Genomic DNA, 17,196 nt, shown 5'->3' with positions numbered 1-17,196 from the left:
GGAGAGCTGATTTTGAAACAACTGTGTTGATCTGCTCCGATGATTACCCAAAAATTCTATTTATTCAACAAAGCCCATTTCAACAAAAAATACAACAGTATGAAAAAGAAGGCAAACCTATTGTTTTTATTGATGAAAGTGGTTTTCCACACGATACCCCACGGACTCACGGCTATTCCCCAAAAGGTCAACGGTGTTTTGGCCTGAAGAACTGGGTAGCCAAGGGAAGAACAAATGTTATCGGCGCTTTATTAGGTACAACGCTGTTTGCTATAGGATTATTTGATATCAATATTAACAGCGATGTTTTCTATTCCTAGGTCACACAAGTCCTTATCCCAGTACTCCCTAAAAACAGTGTAATCGTGATGGACAATGCAACTTTTCACAAAAAACATAATATTCAACAAGTCATCATCGATGCAGGGTATATGGTGGAGTATTTGCCTACATATTCGCCAGATCTTAACCCCATTGAGCATAAATGGGCACAAGCAAAAAGCAAAAAAAGAGAGAGTGGTTGCGATACAGAGATTTTGTTCTCAGTCCATATGGTGTAATCAAAATTAAGTCGCTTGGCTATATTCCGGCAGAATGCGCAAGCTGCCAGACATGCCCAAATGCACAATAATCCAGCCGCCGGGTAGCGCAAACAGCAGGTATAGAGCCAACCGACATTATTTTGATAACAGCCAGCTATGCTTTTTTGCCGCATATCAGGGCATCTGTTGTAATCATTTTTAAGTCGGTTGGCTATATTTTGCCCGACGCGCTATGCTCAAAATAGGCTGTTCACTCAACGCAAGGATCTCGCTGGACACCGGCCAACGCAAGCGGGGATTACGCACGTCAACGTGCAGTATGGTGTGTCCGACAAGATAGGGTGATATCCCGCGGCTAACGTAGCATAAAAAAACCCGGCCTTGGCCGGGTTTTTAATAAGTCCACTAAAATTACTTGATTTTAGCTTCTTTATAGATCACATGCTGACGGACAACCGGATCGAATTTCTTCAGTTCCAGTTTTTCCGGCTTAGTGCGCTTGTTCTTCGTCGTCGTGTAGTAATGACCAGTACCGGCAGAAGAAACCAGCTTGATCTTCTCGCGAACACCTTTAGCCATGATTTAGTTCCTTAGTACTTTTCACCACGGGTACGCAGATCGGCCAAGACCGCTTCGATACCCTTCTTATCGATAACACGCATACCTTTAGCAGATACACGCAGCGTTACAAAGCGTTTTTCGCCTTCAACCCAGAAACGATGGGAATGCAGGTTCGGCAGAAAACGGCGTTTGGTCGCATTCAGTGCGTGGGAACGGTTATTACCGGTCACCGGACGCTTGCCAGTAACTTGGCAGACTCGGGACATGTCTATTCTCCAAAAATCAAATCAGCTCGAGCTTCGTAGAGGATGTTGGCCGCCTCGTCAGGCTTTAGAGCCCATCTCAGCAGCTTTACAAGTAAAGATACTGTCATCAGGGTAAACCTGCTGAGATAGGCTCTTAACGCCACACCCAAGATTCTCAAAGGTGGCGTAGTATACGCTCTAGCGCGGATGTGCTCAAGTCCAGAGCAGCGAAAGATCTCTAAGGATCGCGGAAAATATGCTAAATCCAGCCTCGCTCGGCAAATGATACGTACTCACCACGCCCAATTACCAGGTGATCGAGGACACGAATGTCCATCAATGCACATGCCTGAATAATATGCGTCGTTATCATGCGATCGGCGCTACTCTGCTCTGCATCCCCGGAAGGGTGATTATGCGCCAGAAGGGTGATTATGCGCCAGAATGAGCGCAGCCGCATTGGTTTTTATAGCTAAACGACTTAATTTTGATTACATTATTTAAATGAGCTATTCAATTGATTTTAGACATAAAGTGATATCTACACGGGAAGAAGAAGGGTTGAGTATCCGAGAAACAGCGAAGCAATTTCGGATTGGCCCTGCCTCTGTATCGCGTTGGATTAATCAAATAGCGTCAAAAGCATCGACCACGCGTCAGCGAAAGAGCGATAAATCCGAGTTGATAAAAGATGTTGAACCATATCCAGATGCTTACCAAAAAGAACGTGCAGAGCGTTTTGGCGTTTGTCAGAAGGCCATTTGGCAAGCTCTTAAAAAGCTGGGATTGACCTATAAAAAAACGCTACGTCATCCGAAAGCCGACGAAAGCGCCCGCCAAGCATTTCAACAAAAAATACAACAGTATGAAAAAGAAGGTAAATCTATTGTTTTTATTGATGAAAGTGGTTTTCCACACGATACCCCACGGACTCACGGCTATTCCCCAAAAGGTCAACGGTGTTTTGGCCTGAAGAACGGGGGAGCCAAGGGAAGAACAAATGTTATCGGCGCTTTATTAGGCACAACGCTGTTTGCTATCGGATTATTTGATATCAATATTAACAGCGATGTTTTCTATTCCTGGGTCACACAAGTCCTTATCCCAGTACTCCCTAAAAACAGGGTAATCGTGATGGACAATGCAACTTTTCACAAAAAACATAATATTCAACAAGTCATCATCGATGCAGGGTGTATGCTGGAGTATTTGCCTACATATTCGCCAGATCTTAACCCCATTGAGCATAAATGGGCACAAGCAAAAAAAGAGAGAGTGGTTGCGATACAGAGATTTTGTTCTCAGTCCATATGGTGTAATCAAAATTAAGTCGCTTGGCTATAACGCTTCACGCACAATTTCTCTCGGGTGTACCTCGACGCTGGCAATCGTACCTGCAAACATCTCTTGATGTCGAATCACGCGGTGCTGATTATCAAGAAACAGCACGGTAAAAATTTCTCGCGCCTGATGTGCCAACGCCGATTGCAGGTACTGTAGGGTCAGATCGGGATTCAGCATCGCTTTTTCCTTCACCAAGCGCGTGGCGTACAGCCACCGCGCTAGCTCCGCTACCGCCTGAAATTGCACAAATTTAACCACCCCCATCCCTTTCACGGCGCAAAATGTTTGTTGCTCGGCCATCATGACATGGTATAGCCAACCGACTTAAAAATGATTACAACAGATACCCTGATATGCGGCAAAAAAGCATAGCTGGCTGTTATCAAAAAAAAGCATAGCTGGCTGTTATCAAAATAATGTCGGTTGGCTATAAAGGGAACCAAAATGATGCAGCAGCTGCTCCGACAATGCCATCACGTGAACCCCCGGCAACCCAGTGCGCAGAAAGATAGCCAACAGCTCCACATCCGTAAGCGCTTCGGCCTCCGAGGTAATAAGCTTTTCACGCGGAGCCTGATCGTCAATCCACACCGTTATGCCTCCTTTCCATCGTTGCTCTATCATGGCAGGCTCACGGTAGCGAGGCGAGAACGCAAGCGAGCCCCTGCATAACTGCACACAAGGCACCTGCAACAAAGCCTGATGAGCATAGACAAACGCGAGCAAGATTCCGCTCATCCGGCAAGGTTATGATAAAATGTTTCCTCTTAGGCGTTAATCGGACAAAGATGATGACGGGATTTTCCAATCAGCCCGGGCTCTCCGGTAAAAAAATCGTGCTCGGCATCAGCGGCGGTATTGCCGCTTACAAGTGCCCAGAAATTGTCAGGCGTCTACGCGATCGCGGCGCAGAAGTTCGCGTGGTAATGACTCCTGCCGCGAAGGCATTTATTACACCGCTCACGCTTCAGGCAGTTTCAGGATACCCAGTATCAGACGATCTGCTCGATCCTGCTGCCGAAGCGTCAATGGGGCACATTGAGCTGGGAAAATGGGCTGACCTAGTTATTCTTGCGCCCGCAACGGCGGATGTGATCGCACGTTTAGCCGCTGGCATGGCCAACGATCTGCTTACCACGCTTTGTCTGGCAACGGCTGCCCCCGTCGCTATTGCACCTGCCATGAATCAGCAGATGTATCGCGCGACGCCAACACAGGATAATCTTGCCACGTTGGCACGGCGCGCTGGCCTGGTTTGGGGCCCCGATAGCGGCAGTCAGGCCTGCGGTGATGTGGGTCCTGGTAGAATGATTGATCCGTCGGCGATCGTTGAGCTTGCCGAAGGCTATTTTACGCGCGTCAACGATCTGCAACATCTCAATATTATGATCACCGCGGGACCCACGCGTGAGGCGCTTGATCCTGTACGTTTCATCACCAATCACAGTTCGGGCAAGATGGGATTTGCCATCGCGCAAGCGGCGGCGGAGCGTGGCGCTCACGTGACGCTGGTCGCCGGGCCCGTGTCATTACCAACACCCGCAGGCGTTCGGCGCATTGACGTGACCAGCGCGTTGGACATGCAGCAGGCGGTGATGTCTCATGCGGCACAGCAGATTGTCATCGGCTGTGCCGCCGTGGCTGATTACCGGGCTAAACAGATAGCCAGCGACAAGATAAAAAAACAGGGCGATGAAATCAGTATCACACTGGTTAAAAACCCAGATATTATTGCAGGGGTTGCAGCCATGTCAGCGTCTCGCCCATTCGTCGTTGGATTTGCTGCCGAAACCCAGAATGTGGAAGAATACGCGCGTCAAAAATTGACGCGTAAAAATCTGGATCTGATTTGCGCAAATGATGTTTCCCTTTCAGGGCAGGGATTCAACAGTGACACCAACGCGTTGCAGCTGTTTTGGCCGGAGGGTGACACCCGTTTACCTCTGTGCGAAAAGCGCCTCCTTGGCCAACATTTAATCGATGAGATTGTCCACCGCTATGATGAAAAAAATCGACGTAAAAATTCTTGATGCACGCATTGGTCAACAGTTTCCGTTACCGACCTATGCCACCACAGGCTCGGCCGGCCTTGACCTTCGAGCTTGTACTGATGAAGGGATCGCGCTAGCCGCAGGGGAGACGATACTGGTGCCAACGGGTATCGCTATCCATATCGCCGATCCCAGCCTGGCTGCTGTTATTCTCCCCCGCTCAGGGTTGGGGCATAAGCACGGTGTGGTATTAGGTAATTTGGTTGGGCTTATCGACTCTGATTATCAGGGACAACTGATGGTTTCCGTTTGGAACCGTAGCCAGCAAGCCTTCACTATCGAGCCCGGTGAACGCCTTGCACAGATGGTGTTTGTTCCCGTTGTTCAGGCTGAATTCAACATTGTCGATGATTTTGTAGGAACAGAGCGGGGAGAAGGCGGTTTCGGCCATTCTGGTCGTCGTTGATCCGAAAATAGGTATACCCTGCATTACGCCTTGGACACGCGGTCAATCGCGTGTCTTTGTTGTGTTTATTCAGGTCATTACCCTAAATAATTCTAAATGGTTGTCAGCTTCTTTTTGATCAAGGGTCTTTTCTGACATGGCAGAGAAAGAGAATACGAAAAGGAATCGTCGCGAGGAAATCTTGCAAGCGTTGGCACAAATGCTGGAATCCAGCGATGGCAGCCAACGCATCACTACCGCAAAGCTTGCCGCAATGGTCGGGGTTTCCGAAGCCGCACTCTATCGGCACTTTCCCAGCAAAACACGGATGTTTGACAGCCTTATCGAGTTTATTGAGGATTCGCTGACAACACGTATCAATCTGATTCTGCAAGATGAGAAAGATACGTTCCAACGTGTGCGGTTGATTTTGTTGCTCATGTTGAGTTTTGCTGAACGCAACCCCGGCCTGACGCGCATCCTGACCGGCCATGCGCTGATGTTCGAACAGGATCGTCTGCAAGGACGCATCAATCAGCTGTTTGAACGCATTGAATCGCAGCTTAAGCAGGTGTTGCGCGAACACAAACTGCGAGAGGGGAAAGCCCTTACCCATGACGAGTCACTGCTTGCCAGCCAACTGCTCGCCTTCTGCGAAGGGATGCTGTCACGCTATGTTCGCTCAGAATTTCGCTTTCGGCCTACACAGGATTTTGAGACACGTTGGCCACTGCTTGCCGCCCAACTCTATTAACATCGCCCCGCTTTTTCCTAAGAGCCTCTGCACCAAGGCCTGTTCACACAGCAACAGGCTGGCCAGAAATCTCTCAGGCAACATCAGCGCTTATGCACAGGTGACTACGCAGTAATACCATACCGATCGCGATAGGCCTTCACCGCATCCAGATGCACGGCCATCTCTGGTTTTTCTGCCAAAAAGCTGATCAGATCTTGCAGCGCAATGATGGAAATCACTTGACACTGATAATTGCGTTCCACTTCCTGAATGGCAGAAATGGCTCCTGTACCTCGCTCTTGGCGATCCAGTGCAATCAACACCCCGGCGAGCGTCGCGCCATTTGCTGCGATAATGCCCATGGATTCACGAATGGCAGTACCTGCGGTAATCACATCATCAACCAGCATGATACGGCCTTGCAGCGCGCTGCCGACCAGATTGCCTCCTTCACCATGATCTTTGGCTTCTTTACGGTTAAAGCAGTAAGGCACATCGGTTTCGTGGTGTTCAGCCAGCGCCACCGCGGTGGTCGTGGCGATCGGAATCCCTTTGTAAGCGGGCCCGAACAGCACATCAAAGGTAATACTGGCATCCACCAACGCTTCAGCATAAAAACGGCCCAAAAGTGCCAGGTCGCGCCCGGTATTGAACAACCCGGCATTGAAGAAATAGGGGCTGACACGCCCGGATTTCAATGTGAATTCGCCGAATTTTAATACCTGCTTGCTAAGCGCGAATTCAATAAATTGGCGCTGATAGGCTTTCATTACTGCATCTCCTCGTATCACGGTGAGTATGGTTATGGTTGGAACACCAGCCATAAAAAAAGCGACGCCGAGGTCGCTAACGCCGCTGCCAGGCAACGGCTGATGAAATGACAGGCGGTTTATGCCAGTCATGCTTACTTGAAGTCCGCGACTGGAGCTTGCGTCAACGCTGCTTTCTGCGCCTCGACAATAGTATCAATGCCAGCACGCGCCAGAGCGAGCAGCGCCAACAGCTCTTCGTGACTGAACGGCTCGCCTTCGGCGGTACCTTGCACCTCAATCATGCGGCCATCTTCGGTCATGACCACGTTCATGTCCGTTTCCGCCGCAGAGTCTTCCACGTACTCAAGATCGCACACGGCCTCACCGGCAACGATCCCCACGGAAACCGCCGCTAGCATGCCCTTGAGCGGGCTGGCTTTGAGCTGGCCTTTTGCCACCATGCGGTTGAACGCATCCGCCAGTGCCACACAAGCGCCGGTAATAGAAGCAGTGCGCGTGCCACCATCAGCCTGCAACACATCGCAATCCAGCGTGATGGTGTATTCACCGAGCTTTTCCAGATCAACGGCAGCGCGCAGAGAACGCGCGATAAGGCGCTGGATTTCCAGCGTTCTTCCGCCCTGTTTTCCCTTAGCGGCTTCACGCGCATTGCGGCTATGGGTCGCACGCGGCAGCATGCCGTATTCAGCGGTCACCCAGCCTTTCCCCTGCCCTTTCAGGAAGCGCGGCACGCCTTCTTCTACCGTCGCGTTACACAGCACTTTCGTGTCGCCGAACGCCACTAACACGGAACCTTCCGCATGCTTGGTATAGCCACGCGTTAGCGTGATGGGACGCACCTGTTGTGCACTTCGGCCTGACGGACGCATGAGATTCTCCGAGTTATGCTCTATTGATTGGCGCACATTATACGGCCTTCGGACGGCTTTGTTGAATAAATAGAACTTTTGGGTAATCATCGGAGCAGATCAACACAGTTGTTTCAAAATCAGGTCTCCATGGCAAAACAAAATTTTAAAATCACCAACTGGCCCTCTTATAACAAGGCCCTCAAGCCATAGGTATCTACACATCTTTTGCAATATCTGCTATTACGTTGCTGCATGATCTCAACTTATCCATCGGCGGGATTGATGCCCGCCTTAACCGGCGTTATCAGCGTCTGGTTAAGCAACACATGACTCCCCCAGCACCATTGGCGTCAGCCGTTAAAGACCTTGCCTGCGCGCAGAAAACAACATTCGCCACTACTCAGGCCGTTTGGCGTTTTTTTAATAATGAACGTATTAGCTTCACTCAGCTCAATGAACCGATTATTTCGCTGGCTCTCCGGCAGGTTGCACTTAGCCCGCATCCATACGCTCTCATCGTTCACGACTGGTCTCATTTACAGTTTCGTACCCACAATGGGAAAGAAGAACGTTTGAAAACGACGCATGGTGGCGATGTCGGTTATGAACTACAAACCCGCCTACTGCTTGATGCTACAAATGGTTTACCAATAGCGCCCCTGTCTCAAACTCTAACCGATAGGGCGGGTTGTCGTTCAACGCTAACCGAGGGCTTGTCTGAGAGTCTGACTCATATGGATGCTTTGACGGCTGATATAGCCAACCGACTTAAAAATGATTACACCCAATGCCCTGATATGTGGCAAAAAAATACAGCTAATTGTTATCAAAATAATGTCGCTTGGCTATAACGATATCTGGAAAAAGAAAGTGGGCTATCAGCGGCGCTCAGTGGTTGAAACGGCCATGTTCCGGTTCAAAAGGCTTCTGGGTGGTCATCTAAGTCTGAGAGACTACGATGGTCAGGTGGGTGAAGCCATGGCCATGGTCAAAGCGCTTAACCTGATCACGCTATTAGGAGTGCCGAACAGTATTCGCATCATGTAACAATCGACCCGTATGGGGCGCAGTCGTTACAAGTTCTGATTTATTCAACAAAGTCCCCTGTCAATGGTATTTAAGCTGCTCCAGTCTGCTCAGAAAAGCTGGAACCGACTAAGAGGATTTGACCTGCTGACCCTGGTTGTAAGCAACGTCCAATTTAAGGATGGAGAACAGATTCACTAAGCATCAGAGCGGAACGTAGCCTGATCGCCATACACCAGATTTGCTAATAACTCGCTACAGTCTGTTAATTGGTGGGGCTTTGTTGAATAATAGTGAGTCATGCTGTTTTGACAGCCAGTTTTGGTAGAAAATGCTTGTCACCTCAGGTTTACAGTTTTCTTATGAGGCCTAACTGCATGATTTTGCGTTGCGAGGATCTGTCGTTTCACCGTGGGTGCAGCATAAAATATGTTTATTCAACAAAGCCAATTGGTGGTTATAGTCGCGAGCAGGATGAGTTGCGAGGTGCTGGTATTCCATTGCTTAAAGATATCCCACTAGTGGGAAAGCTGTTTGATTACACCTATACCAGCCATAGAAACATGGTACGGCTGTTTCTTATTCAGCCACGCTTGTTAGCTTATGGCGAAACCTAGCAAGGGCGCTGGGAGAATAACCCGGTACTGGGTCGAAATCTTTCCGGTGAGGATACAGCAACATTGCAGTCAACGGTCACCATGTTGCGGCAATTTATGAACAAACGGCAATGCATGTATAGCCAAGCGACTTAATTTTGATTACACCATATGGACTGAGAAAAAAATCTCTGTATCGCAACCACTCTCTCTTTTTTTGCTTTTTGCTTGTGCCCATTTATGCTCAATGGGGTTAAGATCTGGCGAATATGTAGGCAAATACTCCACCATATACCCTGCATCGATGATGACTTGTTGAATATTATGTTTTTTGTGAAAAGTTGCATTGTCCATCACGATTACCCTGTTTTTAGGGAGTACTGGGATAAGGACTTGTGTGACCCAGGAATAGAAAACATCGCTGTTAATATTGATATCAAATAATCCGATAGCAAACAGCGTTGTGCCTAATAACGCGCCGATAACATTTGTTCTTCCCTTGGCTCCCCCGTTCTTCAGGCCAAAACACCGTTGACCTTTTGGGGAATAGCCGTGAGTCCGTGGGGTATCGTGTGGAAAACCACTTTCATCAATAAAAACAATAGGTTTACCTTCTTTTTCATACTGTTGTATTTTTTGTTGAAATGCTTGCCGGGCGCTTTTGTCGGCTTTCGGATGACGTAGAGTTTTTTATAGGTCAATCCCAGCTTTTTAAGAGCTTGCCAAATGGCCTTCTGACAAACGCCAAAACGCTCTGCACGTTCTTTTTGGTAAGCATCTGGATATGGTTCAACATCTTTTATCAACTCGGATTTATCGCTCTTTCGCTGACGCGTGGTCGATGCTTTTGACGCTATTTGATTAATCCAACGCAATACAGAGGCAGGGCCAATCCGAAATTGCTTCGCTGTTTCTCGGATACTCAACCCTTCTTCTTCCCGTGTAGATATCACTTTACGTCTAAAATCAATTGAATAGCTCATTTAAATAATGTAATCAAAATTAAGTCGTTTAGCTATAGATGGCGATACCTCCGCTTGGACGAGCAAGACTCCTGCGAATGGATTTTCGAGAGGAAGACAACAAGTCAACGGTGTCTGTCACCAGTAAGGAGAGTGAGCACCAGCCAGGGCTTTGTTGAATAATAGGTAATCATGCTGTTTTTCCATGCCAGTTTTGGTTGAAAATGCTTGTCATCTCAGGTGTACACTTTTCTCATGATGCCTAACTGCATAATTTTACGTTGCGAGGATCCGTCGTTTCGCTGGGCTGCCAGCATAAAATCTATTTATTCAACAAAGCCACCAGCCAGTAAAGAATCTGCAAGAGCAGATCAGTAATGCAGCCGAAGAATTTGCTGATGTGCTGAGTACATTTGGTCGTTTTAGCCGAATGGGCCGCAGGAACGACAATATTGAGAATGACTTTCTTTCTTCCATGTTGGAAGAGAAGGCTGACGAAAAGCACGATGCCTTGATTAAGCAAGTGTCCAGATTGTCCTTGAACAGAGATGGACTGTTAAAATATGGCAGAAGTCTCTTCCCTAATGACAGTGACCTAATGCTGGCATTACGTGAGCTGATGCTTAATCGTCAACTTTCTGCGTTACAAAAGAAGAGAATAAAAGAGGCGATGGCCGAGCTCGAAAAGTTCTCGGATTGCCCGAAAATGCGTTCCGGCATAAATATTGGCCGCCTTGCAAAGCGTTTTAGCAGCATGGAAGGTCAAGAGAGCTTATCTGCTGGGGACTTACGTGACTGTTACTTGTGTTTTTTAGAATTAGACCTACCAGGCAGCTTTATAGCCAAGCGACATTATTTTGATAACAATTAGCTGTATTTTTTTTCACATATCAGGGCATTGGCTGTAATCATTTTTAAGTCGGTTGGCTATATCTATCAGGACTGGATAGAACGATATGGGTGTCATAACCGGCAGCGTTTATTAGCTTTTACCATGAATGCGCTTATTGCCGATATGAAATCAAGTGAGCCAGGTATCCATTTTGATGAGTTTGGTCCGTTAAGCGATCGGTTATCTGATGCCAGAACTATTCATACTTTGGATTTACTGTTGAATGAACGATTTTCTACGCTGCCGTTTCGTGAGAGTTTAAAAAATGAAATAAAAAAAATGGATGAAAGTGATATAGTCATATTTTACCTTAATGGCATTGTCGCAAGTCATCAATTTGAAAATTTACTTTATAATTTTAATCATGATTTTATGCGGCGTTTACTGTTAACACAACGTGCAACAGGCTTTGTTGAATAAACATATTTTATGCTGCACCCCCGGTGAAACGACAGATCATCGCAACGCAAAATCATGCAGTTAGGCCTCATAAGAAAACTGTAAACCTGAGGTGACAAGCATTTTCTACCAAAACTGGCTGGCAAAACAGCATGACTCACTATTATTCAACAAAGCCCGTGCAACAGTGATTCAGCTATTAAAAGGGGTATATAACAGAACGCCAGAAAGAATGTACATTGACCCGGAGTGTCGGCAATACCTATTGAGTTTTATTTCTTCGCTGCTTACCTCTTTTCATGGGCTTTGTTGAATAAATAGATTTTATGCTGGCAGCCCAGCGAAACGACGGATCCTCGCAACGTAAAATCATGCAGTTAGGCCTCATGAGAAAAGTGTACACCTGAGATGACAAGCATTTTCAACCAAAACTGGCATGGAAAAACAGCATGATTACCTATTATTCAACAAAGCCCTTTTCATGATAAAGAACGTAGAAAAGGTCCGTGGTCTGATTACTACACCTGATGTCAAGCATAACTACTTTGATATAGACATGACATTGAAATATGATGCTACAGAATTTTATTCTACAAATTAGAAACCGCCCTGAACTCATTATCTTAGTGATAATGATTCTTGTCGTCGTGATGCTAATTATCCCTTTGCCTACGTATGTAGTAGATTTTCTTATTGGTTTTAATTTAACAATGGCATTGATGATATTTTTAGGATCGTTTTACATTAATAGGATTCTCGATTTCTCATCGTTTCCTGCCATTTTATTAATCAGTACCATTTTTCGATTGGCGATATCCATCAGTACGAGTCGTTTAGTGTTGATGGATGCCGATACTGGGGACATTATTGCCAGTTTCGGGGAATTTGTGATTGCCGACAACCTCATCGTCGGTTTTGTGATTTTCTTTATCGTCACTATCGTCCAACTTATTGTTATTACTAAAGGCTCTGAACGTATCGCTGAGGTGGCGGCACTTTTTTCTCTTGATGCCATGCCTAGAAAACAAATGAGCATCGATGCCGATCTCAAAGCCGGAGTGATTGACGAAAATGAAGTAAGGCAGCGGCGCGCGGTATTGGAGGCTGAAAGTCAACTTTACAGCGCACTGGATGGTGCGATGAAATTTATCAAAGGTGATGCAATCGCAGGGATCGTCATCATCTTTGTTAACCTGCTGGGCGGCATTTCAGTTGGGATGATGCAACATGGAATGAGCATGTCGGCAGCACTTTCAGTCTATACGCTGTTGACGATAGGTGATGCATTGGTAGCACAGATACCCGCACTCCTCATTTCTATTAGTGGTGGTTTGATTGTTACGCGTGTAAATAATAGCGAAGATAATAATCTGGGATCTAAAATCATCCAGGACATGTTTTACAATAAATTCATACTGGTGGTTACCGGCGTTCTTGCCATTGCACTTGGTTTGTTGCTCGGTTTCCCATTAGCAGTATTTCTGTTGTTGGCCGCACTGCTGTTTGGGCTCTATATCAAACACCAACGGGAAGAGAAACAACAAGGAGCGGTTGCATCACGTTCAGATCAGAAAGAGAACGACGTTGAAGAGAAAGGGAAACCTGTTGTGATCGACGGTGAGTTTATCCCAGAAACCATTCCTTTAATCGTTACCGTATTTTCTGGACATGAAAAAATAGTAGACCAATATGCATTTTCATCATATTTAAAACCTCACTTTTTTATTGAATACGGTGTTCGTTTACCTGATGTGGTGATGAACTATAAAAAAGACACACCACAAAATACTATAGTCATTTTAATTAATGAGATTGAAGCTGCCAGTTTTCCACTTTTTCCCGGTATGCATAAGATCTTGCTACGTGGCGATGAGTACCAGGTTTTGGACAGCAATGTTCAGGTCAATGAAATTAATCAAGTAAAGACCTATTGGCTCCCGGAAGATCAATGCAAGAAAGCTCACAGTCTTGGATTTTATACGCGCAGTGCACAGGATGAATTTTACGTCTGTGCATCGACCCTGCTGGTGATAAATATTACCGAGTTTTTCGGTATCCAAGAGGCGAAAATACTGCTTGACGACCTTGATAAAAAGTATCCAGAACTACTCAAAGAGTGTTACAGAAATAATACCGTTCAGCGTATTACTGAAGTTTTTCAACGTTTGTTACAAGAGAGTATTTCTATCATGAACATGAGGTTAATTCTTGAGGCGTTGGTACAGTGGGCCACGAAAGAAAAGGATCCCATTATGTTAGTGGAGCATGTGCGTGGTGTGTTATCTCGCTATATATCAAACCGTTTTTCTACGGAAGGAAAAATACGTGCATTTGTTATGTCGCATGAGTTGGAAGCGGTGGTGCGTAATGGTATCAGGCAAACGTCTGGGGGAACCTTTATCAATTTGCCACCACCAGAAACTGAGCGAATTATGAATTGCTTAGAAAAAAGTATTCATGGCAACGGAGTCAATGCCAAGGATATTATTTTAATGGTGTCTCTTGATATTCGGCGTTTTGTGAAAAAGTTTGTTGAAGAACATTATCCTGAAATGGATGTGCTCTCCTTCGGTGAGATTTCACAAAGCGTGGACATTGACGTTATTGGTTTACTACAAAATTAACGGGTGAATTATGCAATATGATGTTGTTGCGTTGCTAACCGAGATTTTAGCGGAAGTTGGGATGTCAGAGGTTCTTGATAAAGATCTGAATAATCACTCTACAATATCCTTGCATATGAAAGATGATATTCCCACTATCCATATCAAGAGTAATGATGAGGAAATTTGGGTTTGGGCACAGTTAGGTGAAGTCAATCTTTCTACCTTGAGTTATTGCAGTGCCAATCTATTTCCATTGTTATTGGCTCACAATGAAGAAGTTTTTCATGCGGGGCAACCCTGTTTATATCAGATTGATAATAGTTTAGATCTTCGCGCTCAGGTAAAAGAAAAACATTGTGAGTCAGCGTCCGCATTTATGGAGATGCTGGATACCTTTTTAACGGTGTTGCAGCAGTATCGCACAGCATTAAATTAATGACGGGGGTGCACTCATGGTCGCGCAAAACTTTGTCCATCTTGCTCACCCTGTAAGAATACAGGGAAATGTCATAGAGGTCTATTTACCCGGCACCTATATTGGCGAGGTGTGCGAGGTGCAGTGCTCCCTTCAGGATTCAACACGAGTAGGACTCGCACAAGTTATTGGTTTTAATCACGAATATACGCTATTAAGCCTGCTAAATGATAACTAGGGTTTTTCTCGTCGCAATGTGCTCTATCCTACGGGTAAACCTTGGCTTTGTTGAATAATAGTGAGTCATGCTGTTTTGTCAACCAGTTTTGGTAGAAAATGCTTGTCACCTCAGGTTTACAGTTTTCTTATGAGGCCTAACTGCATGATTTTGCGTTGTGAGGATATGTCGTTTCACCGGGGGTGCAGCATAAAATATGTTTATTCAACAAAGCCTATTGATACGCCACTGGTAACGGGCGTTCGTGCTATTGACGGGTTGCTCACTTGTGGTTTGGGTCAGCGCATGGGTATTTTCGCCTCTGCTGGGTGTGGAAAAACATCGCTGATGAGCATGTTGATTGAGCATTCCAAGGCAGATATTTATGTTATTGGTCTGATTGGAGAACGTGGGCGTGAAGTTACCGAGTTTATCGAAATGCTGAAGCAATCTCCGCGCAGATCCCAAGTGGTGTTAGTTTACGCCACATCAGACCGATCCTGTATTGAACGTTATAATGCTGCGCAGATAGCGACACGGGTGGCTGAATATTTTAGCGCTAAAGGAAAGCATGTTCTGCTATTTATAGCTAAACGACTTAATTTTGATTACATTATTTAAATGAGCTATTCAATTGATTTTAGACGTAAAGTGATATCTACACGGGAAGAAGAAGGGTTGAGTATCCGGGAAACAGCGAAGCAATTTCGGATTGGCCCTGCCTCTGTATTGCGTTGGATTAATCAAATAGCGTCAAAAGCATCGACCACGCGTCAGTGAAAGATCGATAAATCCGAGTTGATAAAAGATGTTGAACCATATCCAGATGCTTACCAAAAAGAACGTGCAGAGCGTTTTGGCGTTTGTCAGAAGGCCATTTGGCACGCTCTTAAAAAGTTGGGATTGACCTATAAAAAAAACTCTACCTCATCCGAAAGCCGAGGAAAGCGCCCTGCAAGCATTTCAACAAAAAATACAACAGTATGAAAAAAAAGTAAATCTATTGTTTTTATTGATGAAAGTGGTTTTCCACACGATACCCCACGGACTCACGGCTATTCCCCAAAAGGTCAACGGTGTTTTGGCCTGAAGAACGGGGGAGCCAAGGGAAGAAGAAATGTTATCGGCGCTTTATTAGGCACAACGCTGTTTGCTATCGGATTATTTGATATCAATATTAACAGCGATGTTTCCTATTCCTGGGTCACACAAGTCCTTATCCCAGTACTCCCTAAAAACAGGGTAATCGTGATGGACAATGCAACTTTTCACAAAAAACATAATATTCAACAAGTCATCATCGATGCAGGGTATTATGGTGGAGTATTTGCCTACATATTCGCCAGATCTTAACCCCATTGAGCATAAATGGGCACAAGCAAAAAGCAAAAAAGGAGAGAGTGGTTGCGATACAGAGATTTTGTTCTCAGTCCATATGGTGTAATCAAAATTAAGTCGCTTGGCTATAATAATCAAAATCCATCATATTGCTGTGCAGATCGGTGGTTTCCAAAATGCCCAGATCGACGGTGGCAGCGTGCAGTGTGGTGGTAACAAACAGGGCCACTAAACCTGGCGCGAGCGCGTGCTTCATATAGCCTGACTCCTTCATGTTGGCGTTGCACTTGGATTTGATACTCATAAAGTATCCTACCAAAGGAAGTAAATTGGCAATAGAATCATGACAGGTCAGTGGCGCATCTCACTCTTTTGACAAAGAATAGGTCCGTTACTGCGTTGTATTGTGTACACAGTGGGCACCAGAAAGACGAGGTTCATTATGTTGGAACAAATTTGCCAGTTGGCGCGTGACGCCGCTGCCGCCATCATGCAGGTGTATGATGGCGAACGCCCTGTCGATATCGCGCATAAAAAAGATGCGTCTCCTGTGACCGCAGCGGATTTGGCGGCGCATCACATCATCAAGCAGGGATTGGCGCAGATGTTTGCCGATATTCCCCTGTTGTCGGAAGAAGATCCGCCAGCCTGGGAGGTCCGCCAGCATTGGCAGCGCTACTGGCTGGTAGACCCGCTGGATGGCACCAAAGAGTTTCTTAACCGTAACGGCGAGTTCACCGTGAATATCGCGCTGATTGAAAATGGCGCGCCGGTGCTAGGCGTAGTGTATGTGCCGGTTACCGGAGTTATGTATGCGGCATCGGGGGGAAAAGCGTGGAAAGAGGTGGAAGGCGTGCGCCGTTTGATCCGTGTTAACCATGCGCACCCACCGCTGGTGGTAGTGAGCCGTTCTCATCTGGACGCAGAGTTAAAAGACTATTTGCTTCAGCTTGGTGAACACCAGACGGTTGCGATTGGATCTTCGCTCAAATTTTGTCTGGTGGCGGAAGGCAAAGCACAACTGTATCCGCGTTTCGGCCCGACTAACGTGTGGGACACCGCCGCCGGGCACGCTGTCGCTGCGGCTGCCGGTGCGCAGGTACATGACTGGCAGGGCAAAACCCTTAATTATGTGCCGCGTGAATCCTTTCTCAATCCAGGGTTTCGCGTGTCGTTGTTTTGATGTGCGCAGTGGTATGAGCGAGGCAGGCGTGGTGAGACGATCGTTCACGTCTGTTCTCTCTGCCGAGCATTATA

The 17,196-nt window shown here is 46.3% G+C and carries 20 protein-coding genes and 11 pseudogenes; 19 read left to right on the top strand and 12 right to left on the bottom strand.

Annotated elements, in window-relative coordinates:
* Positions 1-23 precede the first annotated feature (23 nt).
* Positions 24-560, top strand: a pseudogene (locus ACD630_RS24935) (IS630 family transposase).
* Between the two features lie 15 nt (positions 561-575).
* Here the strand turns inward: ACD630_RS24935 and ACD630_RS24930 are convergent.
* The 5 genes and pseudogenes from ACD630_RS24930 to ACD630_RS24910 all read right to left on the bottom strand — a co-directional run.
* Positions 576-890, bottom strand: a pseudogene (locus ACD630_RS24930) (DNA-formamidopyrimidine glycosylase family protein); the annotation flags it as partial.
* Positions 891-953: 63 nt separating this feature from the next.
* Entirely contained in the window at positions 954-1,121 is a 168-nt protein-coding gene (gene rpmG, locus ACD630_RS24925; RefSeq protein WP_026738454.1) for a 50S ribosomal protein L33, read from the bottom strand.
* Between the two features lie 11 nt (positions 1,122-1,132).
* Positions 1,133-1,369 carry a 50S ribosomal protein L28 gene (gene rpmB, locus ACD630_RS24920; protein WP_195314938.1) on the bottom strand — a complete coding sequence of 79 codons (237 nt, stop codon included), beginning with the start codon at positions 1,367-1,369 and terminating at the stop codon, positions 1,133-1,135.
* Positions 1,370-1,607: 238 nt separating this feature from the next.
* Positions 1,608-1,775, bottom strand: a pseudogene (locus ACD630_RS24915) (JAB domain-containing protein); the annotation flags it as partial.
* Positions 1,762-1,818 (bottom strand): JAB domain-containing protein, encoded by a 57-nt coding sequence (locus ACD630_RS24910; RefSeq protein ID WP_430361284.1) that lies wholly within the window; start codon positions 1,816-1,818, stop codon positions 1,762-1,764. The gene ACD630_RS24910 and the pseudogene ACD630_RS24915, both read right to left, overlap by 14 nt.
* A 34-nt stretch (positions 1,819-1,852) precedes the next feature.
* Between ACD630_RS24910 and ACD630_RS24905 the strand changes: the two genes are divergently transcribed.
* Positions 1,853-2,677, top strand: coding sequence for an IS630 family transposase (locus ACD630_RS24905; RefSeq protein WP_430360990.1), 825 nt, complete (start codon positions 1,853-1,855; stop codon positions 2,675-2,677).
* 12 nt (positions 2,678-2,689) lie between these two features.
* Here ACD630_RS24905 and ACD630_RS24900 read toward each other — a convergent pair.
* Both ACD630_RS24900 and ACD630_RS24895 read right to left on the bottom strand, forming a co-directional pair.
* Positions 2,690-3,013: pseudogene (locus ACD630_RS24900) on the bottom strand (JAB domain-containing protein); the annotation flags it as partial.
* Positions 3,014-3,118: 105 nt separating this feature from the next.
* Positions 3,119-3,316, bottom strand: a pseudogene (locus ACD630_RS24895) (UPF0758 domain-containing protein); the annotation flags it as partial.
* 164 nt (positions 3,317-3,480) lie between these two features.
* On the opposite strand from ACD630_RS24895, the gene coaBC reads away from it, so the two are divergent.
* The 3 genes from coaBC (at position 3,481) to slmA (ending at position 5,882) form a co-directional block, all read left to right on the top strand.
* On the top strand, positions 3,481-4,722 hold the full coding sequence (gene coaBC, locus ACD630_RS24890; protein WP_430361283.1) for a bifunctional phosphopantothenoylcysteine decarboxylase/phosphopantothenate--cysteine ligase CoaBC: 1,242 nt from the start codon (positions 3,481-3,483) through the stop codon (positions 4,720-4,722).
* Positions 4,691-5,149 carry a dUTP diphosphatase gene (gene dut / locus ACD630_RS24885; RefSeq protein WP_430360989.1) on the top strand — a complete coding sequence of 153 codons (459 nt, stop codon included), beginning with the start codon at positions 4,691-4,693 and terminating at the stop codon, positions 5,147-5,149. The genes coaBC and dut overlap by 32 nt, the downstream gene beginning before the upstream one ends.
* A 136-nt stretch (positions 5,150-5,285) precedes the next feature.
* Complete coding sequence (gene slmA, locus ACD630_RS24880) at positions 5,286-5,882, top strand: nucleoid occlusion factor SlmA (protein ID WP_430360988.1); 597 nt, start codon at positions 5,286-5,288, stop codon at positions 5,880-5,882.
* Positions 5,883-5,986: 104 nt separating this feature from the next.
* Here the strand turns inward: slmA and pyrE are convergent, their stop codons facing one another.
* Entirely contained in the window at positions 5,987-6,634 is a 648-nt protein-coding gene (gene pyrE, locus ACD630_RS24875; RefSeq protein ID WP_430361282.1) for an orotate phosphoribosyltransferase, read from the bottom strand.
* Between the two features lie 134 nt (positions 6,635-6,768).
* Complete coding sequence (rph, locus tag ACD630_RS24870) at positions 6,769-7,506, bottom strand: ribonuclease PH (RefSeq protein WP_430360987.1); 738 nt, start codon at positions 7,504-7,506, stop codon at positions 6,769-6,771.
* A 227-nt stretch (positions 7,507-7,733) separates the two neighbouring features.
* On the opposite strand from rph, the gene ACD630_RS24865 reads away from it, so the two are divergent.
* From ACD630_RS24865 to ACD630_RS24855, 3 genes and pseudogenes are all read left to right on the top strand, one after another.
* Entirely contained in the window at positions 7,734-8,339 is a 606-nt protein-coding gene (locus ACD630_RS24865) for a hypothetical protein (RefSeq protein ID WP_430360986.1), read from the top strand.
* Positions 8,332-8,535: pseudogene (locus ACD630_RS24860) on the top strand (IS5/IS1182 family transposase); the annotation flags it as partial. The gene ACD630_RS24865 and the pseudogene ACD630_RS24860, both read left to right, overlap by 8 nt.
* 428 nt (positions 8,536-8,963) lie before the next feature.
* Positions 8,964-9,266: pseudogene (locus ACD630_RS24855) on the top strand (type III secretion system outer membrane ring subunit SctC); the annotation flags it as partial.
* On the opposite strand, the gene ACD630_RS24850 reads toward ACD630_RS24855, so the two are convergent.
* From ACD630_RS24850 to ACD630_RS24840, 3 genes and pseudogenes are all read right to left on the bottom strand, one after another.
* A complete protein-coding gene (locus ACD630_RS24850; protein WP_430361326.1) occupies positions 9,226-9,348 on the bottom strand; it encodes a hypothetical protein in 123 nt (40 codons plus the stop codon). The pseudogene ACD630_RS24855 and the gene ACD630_RS24850 sit on opposite strands and share 41 nt — an antisense overlap.
* Positions 9,349-9,380: 32 nt before the next feature.
* Positions 9,381-9,743, bottom strand: a pseudogene (locus ACD630_RS24845) (IS630 family transposase); the annotation flags it as partial.
* Entirely contained in the window at positions 9,626-10,093 is a 468-nt protein-coding gene (locus ACD630_RS24840) for an IS630 transposase-related protein (RefSeq protein ID WP_430360985.1), read from the bottom strand. The pseudogene ACD630_RS24845 and the gene ACD630_RS24840, both read right to left, overlap by 118 nt.
* Before the next feature lie 379 nt (positions 10,094-10,472).
* Here ACD630_RS24840 and ACD630_RS24835 point away from each other — a divergent pair, with 379 nt between their 5' ends.
* From ACD630_RS24835 to cysQ, 11 genes and pseudogenes are all read left to right on the top strand, one after another.
* Complete coding sequence (locus ACD630_RS24835) at positions 10,473-10,943, top strand: HrpJ domain-containing protein (RefSeq protein WP_430360984.1); 471 nt, start codon at positions 10,473-10,475, stop codon at positions 10,941-10,943.
* 27 nt (positions 10,944-10,970) lie between these two features.
* On the top strand, positions 10,971-11,384 hold the full coding sequence (locus tag ACD630_RS24830) for a hypothetical protein (protein WP_430360983.1): 414 nt from the start codon (positions 10,971-10,973) through the stop codon (positions 11,382-11,384).
* Positions 11,385-11,799: 415 nt separating this feature from the next.
* Positions 11,800-11,964: a hypothetical protein gene (locus ACD630_RS24825; protein ID WP_430361325.1), complete on the top strand. Its 165-nt coding sequence runs from the start codon at positions 11,800-11,802 to the stop codon at positions 11,962-11,964.
* Positions 11,936-13,987 carry an EscV/YscV/HrcV family type III secretion system export apparatus protein gene (locus ACD630_RS24820; RefSeq protein ID WP_430361281.1) on the top strand — a complete coding sequence of 684 codons (2,052 nt, stop codon included), beginning with the start codon at positions 11,936-11,938 and terminating at the stop codon, positions 13,985-13,987. Before ACD630_RS24825 ends, ACD630_RS24820 begins: the two co-directional genes overlap by 29 nt.
* 10 nt (positions 13,988-13,997) lie before the next feature.
* The gene (locus ACD630_RS24815; protein ID WP_430360982.1) at positions 13,998-14,405 is read left to right on the top strand and encodes a hypothetical protein; all 408 of its coding nucleotides are present in this window, start codon (positions 13,998-14,000) and stop codon (positions 14,403-14,405) included.
* Between the two features lie 16 nt (positions 14,406-14,421).
* Positions 14,422-14,619 (top strand): annotated as a pseudogene (locus ACD630_RS24810) (EscN/YscN/HrcN family type III secretion system ATPase); the annotation flags it as partial.
* Between the two features lie 216 nt (positions 14,620-14,835).
* Positions 14,836-15,189: pseudogene (locus ACD630_RS24805) on the top strand (EscN/YscN/HrcN family type III secretion system ATPase); the annotation flags it as partial.
* Positions 15,190-15,222: 33 nt separating this feature from the next.
* A pseudogene (locus tag ACD630_RS24800) lies at positions 15,223-15,588 on the top strand (IS630 transposase-related protein).
* A 15-nt stretch (positions 15,589-15,603) separates the two neighbouring features.
* Entirely contained in the window at positions 15,604-15,954 is a 351-nt protein-coding gene (locus tag ACD630_RS24795) for a transposase (RefSeq protein ID WP_430361280.1), read from the top strand.
* A complete protein-coding gene (locus tag ACD630_RS24790) occupies positions 15,917-16,045 on the top strand; it encodes a transposase (protein ID WP_430360981.1) in 129 nt (42 codons plus the stop codon). The genes ACD630_RS24795 and ACD630_RS24790 overlap by 38 nt, the downstream gene beginning before the upstream one ends.
* 336 nt (positions 16,046-16,381) lie before the next feature.
* Positions 16,382-17,122 carry a 3'(2'),5'-bisphosphate nucleotidase CysQ gene (cysQ, locus tag ACD630_RS24785; protein WP_430360980.1) on the top strand — a complete coding sequence of 247 codons (741 nt, stop codon included), beginning with the start codon at positions 16,382-16,384 and terminating at the stop codon, positions 17,120-17,122.
* Positions 17,123-17,196 lie beyond the last annotated feature (74 nt).

Source organism: Symbiopectobacterium sp. RP (assembly GCF_050472005.1).
GTDB lineage: Bacteria > Pseudomonadota > Gammaproteobacteria > Enterobacterales > Enterobacteriaceae > Symbiopectobacterium.
The sequence above is the reverse complement of the archived record's forward strand: the minus strand, read 5'-3'. Positions and strand labels throughout refer to the sequence as shown.

Bases quoted from the DNA above. Each gene is read 5' to 3' on its own strand.
- rpmG (WP_026738454.1), bottom strand. From the start codon at position 1,121: ATGGCTAAAGGTGTTCGCGAGAAGATCAAGCTGGTTTCTTCTGCCGGT.
- rpmB (WP_195314938.1), bottom strand. From the start codon at position 1,369: ATGTCCCGAGTCTGCCAAGTTACTGGCAAGCGTCCGGTGACCGGTAAT.
- ACD630_RS24905 (WP_430360990.1), top strand. From the start codon at position 1,853: ATGAGCTATTCAATTGATTTTAGACATAAAGTGATATCTACACGGGAA.
- coaBC (WP_430361283.1), top strand. From the start codon at position 3,481: ATGATGACGGGATTTTCCAATCAGCCCGGGCTCTCCGGTAAAAAAATC.
- dut (WP_430360989.1), top strand. From the start codon at position 4,691: ATGATGAAAAAAATCGACGTAAAAATTCTTGATGCACGCATTGGTCAA.
- slmA (WP_430360988.1), top strand. From the start codon at position 5,286: ATGGCAGAGAAAGAGAATACGAAAAGGAATCGTCGCGAGGAAATCTTG.
- pyrE (WP_430361282.1), bottom strand. From the start codon at position 6,634: ATGAAAGCCTATCAGCGCCAATTTATTGAATTCGCGCTTAGCAAGCAG.
- rph (WP_430360987.1), bottom strand. From the start codon at position 7,506: ATGCGTCCGTCAGGCCGAAGTGCACAACAGGTGCGTCCCATCACGCTA.
- ACD630_RS24850 (WP_430361326.1), bottom strand. From the start codon at position 9,348: ATGGGCACAAGCAAAAAGCAAAAAAAGAGAGAGTGGTTGCGATACAGA.
- ACD630_RS24840 (WP_430360985.1), bottom strand. From the start codon at position 10,093: ATGAGCTATTCAATTGATTTTAGACGTAAAGTGATATCTACACGGGAA.
- ACD630_RS24825 (WP_430361325.1), top strand. From the start codon at position 11,800: ATGGAAAAACAGCATGATTACCTATTATTCAACAAAGCCCTTTTCATG.
- ACD630_RS24820 (WP_430361281.1), top strand. From the start codon at position 11,936: ATGCTACAGAATTTTATTCTACAAATTAGAAACCGCCCTGAACTCATT.
- ACD630_RS24815 (WP_430360982.1), top strand. From the start codon at position 13,998: ATGCAATATGATGTTGTTGCGTTGCTAACCGAGATTTTAGCGGAAGTT.
- ACD630_RS24790 (WP_430360981.1), top strand. From the start codon at position 15,917: ATGGTGGAGTATTTGCCTACATATTCGCCAGATCTTAACCCCATTGAG.
- cysQ (WP_430360980.1), top strand. From the start codon at position 16,382: ATGTTGGAACAAATTTGCCAGTTGGCGCGTGACGCCGCTGCCGCCATC.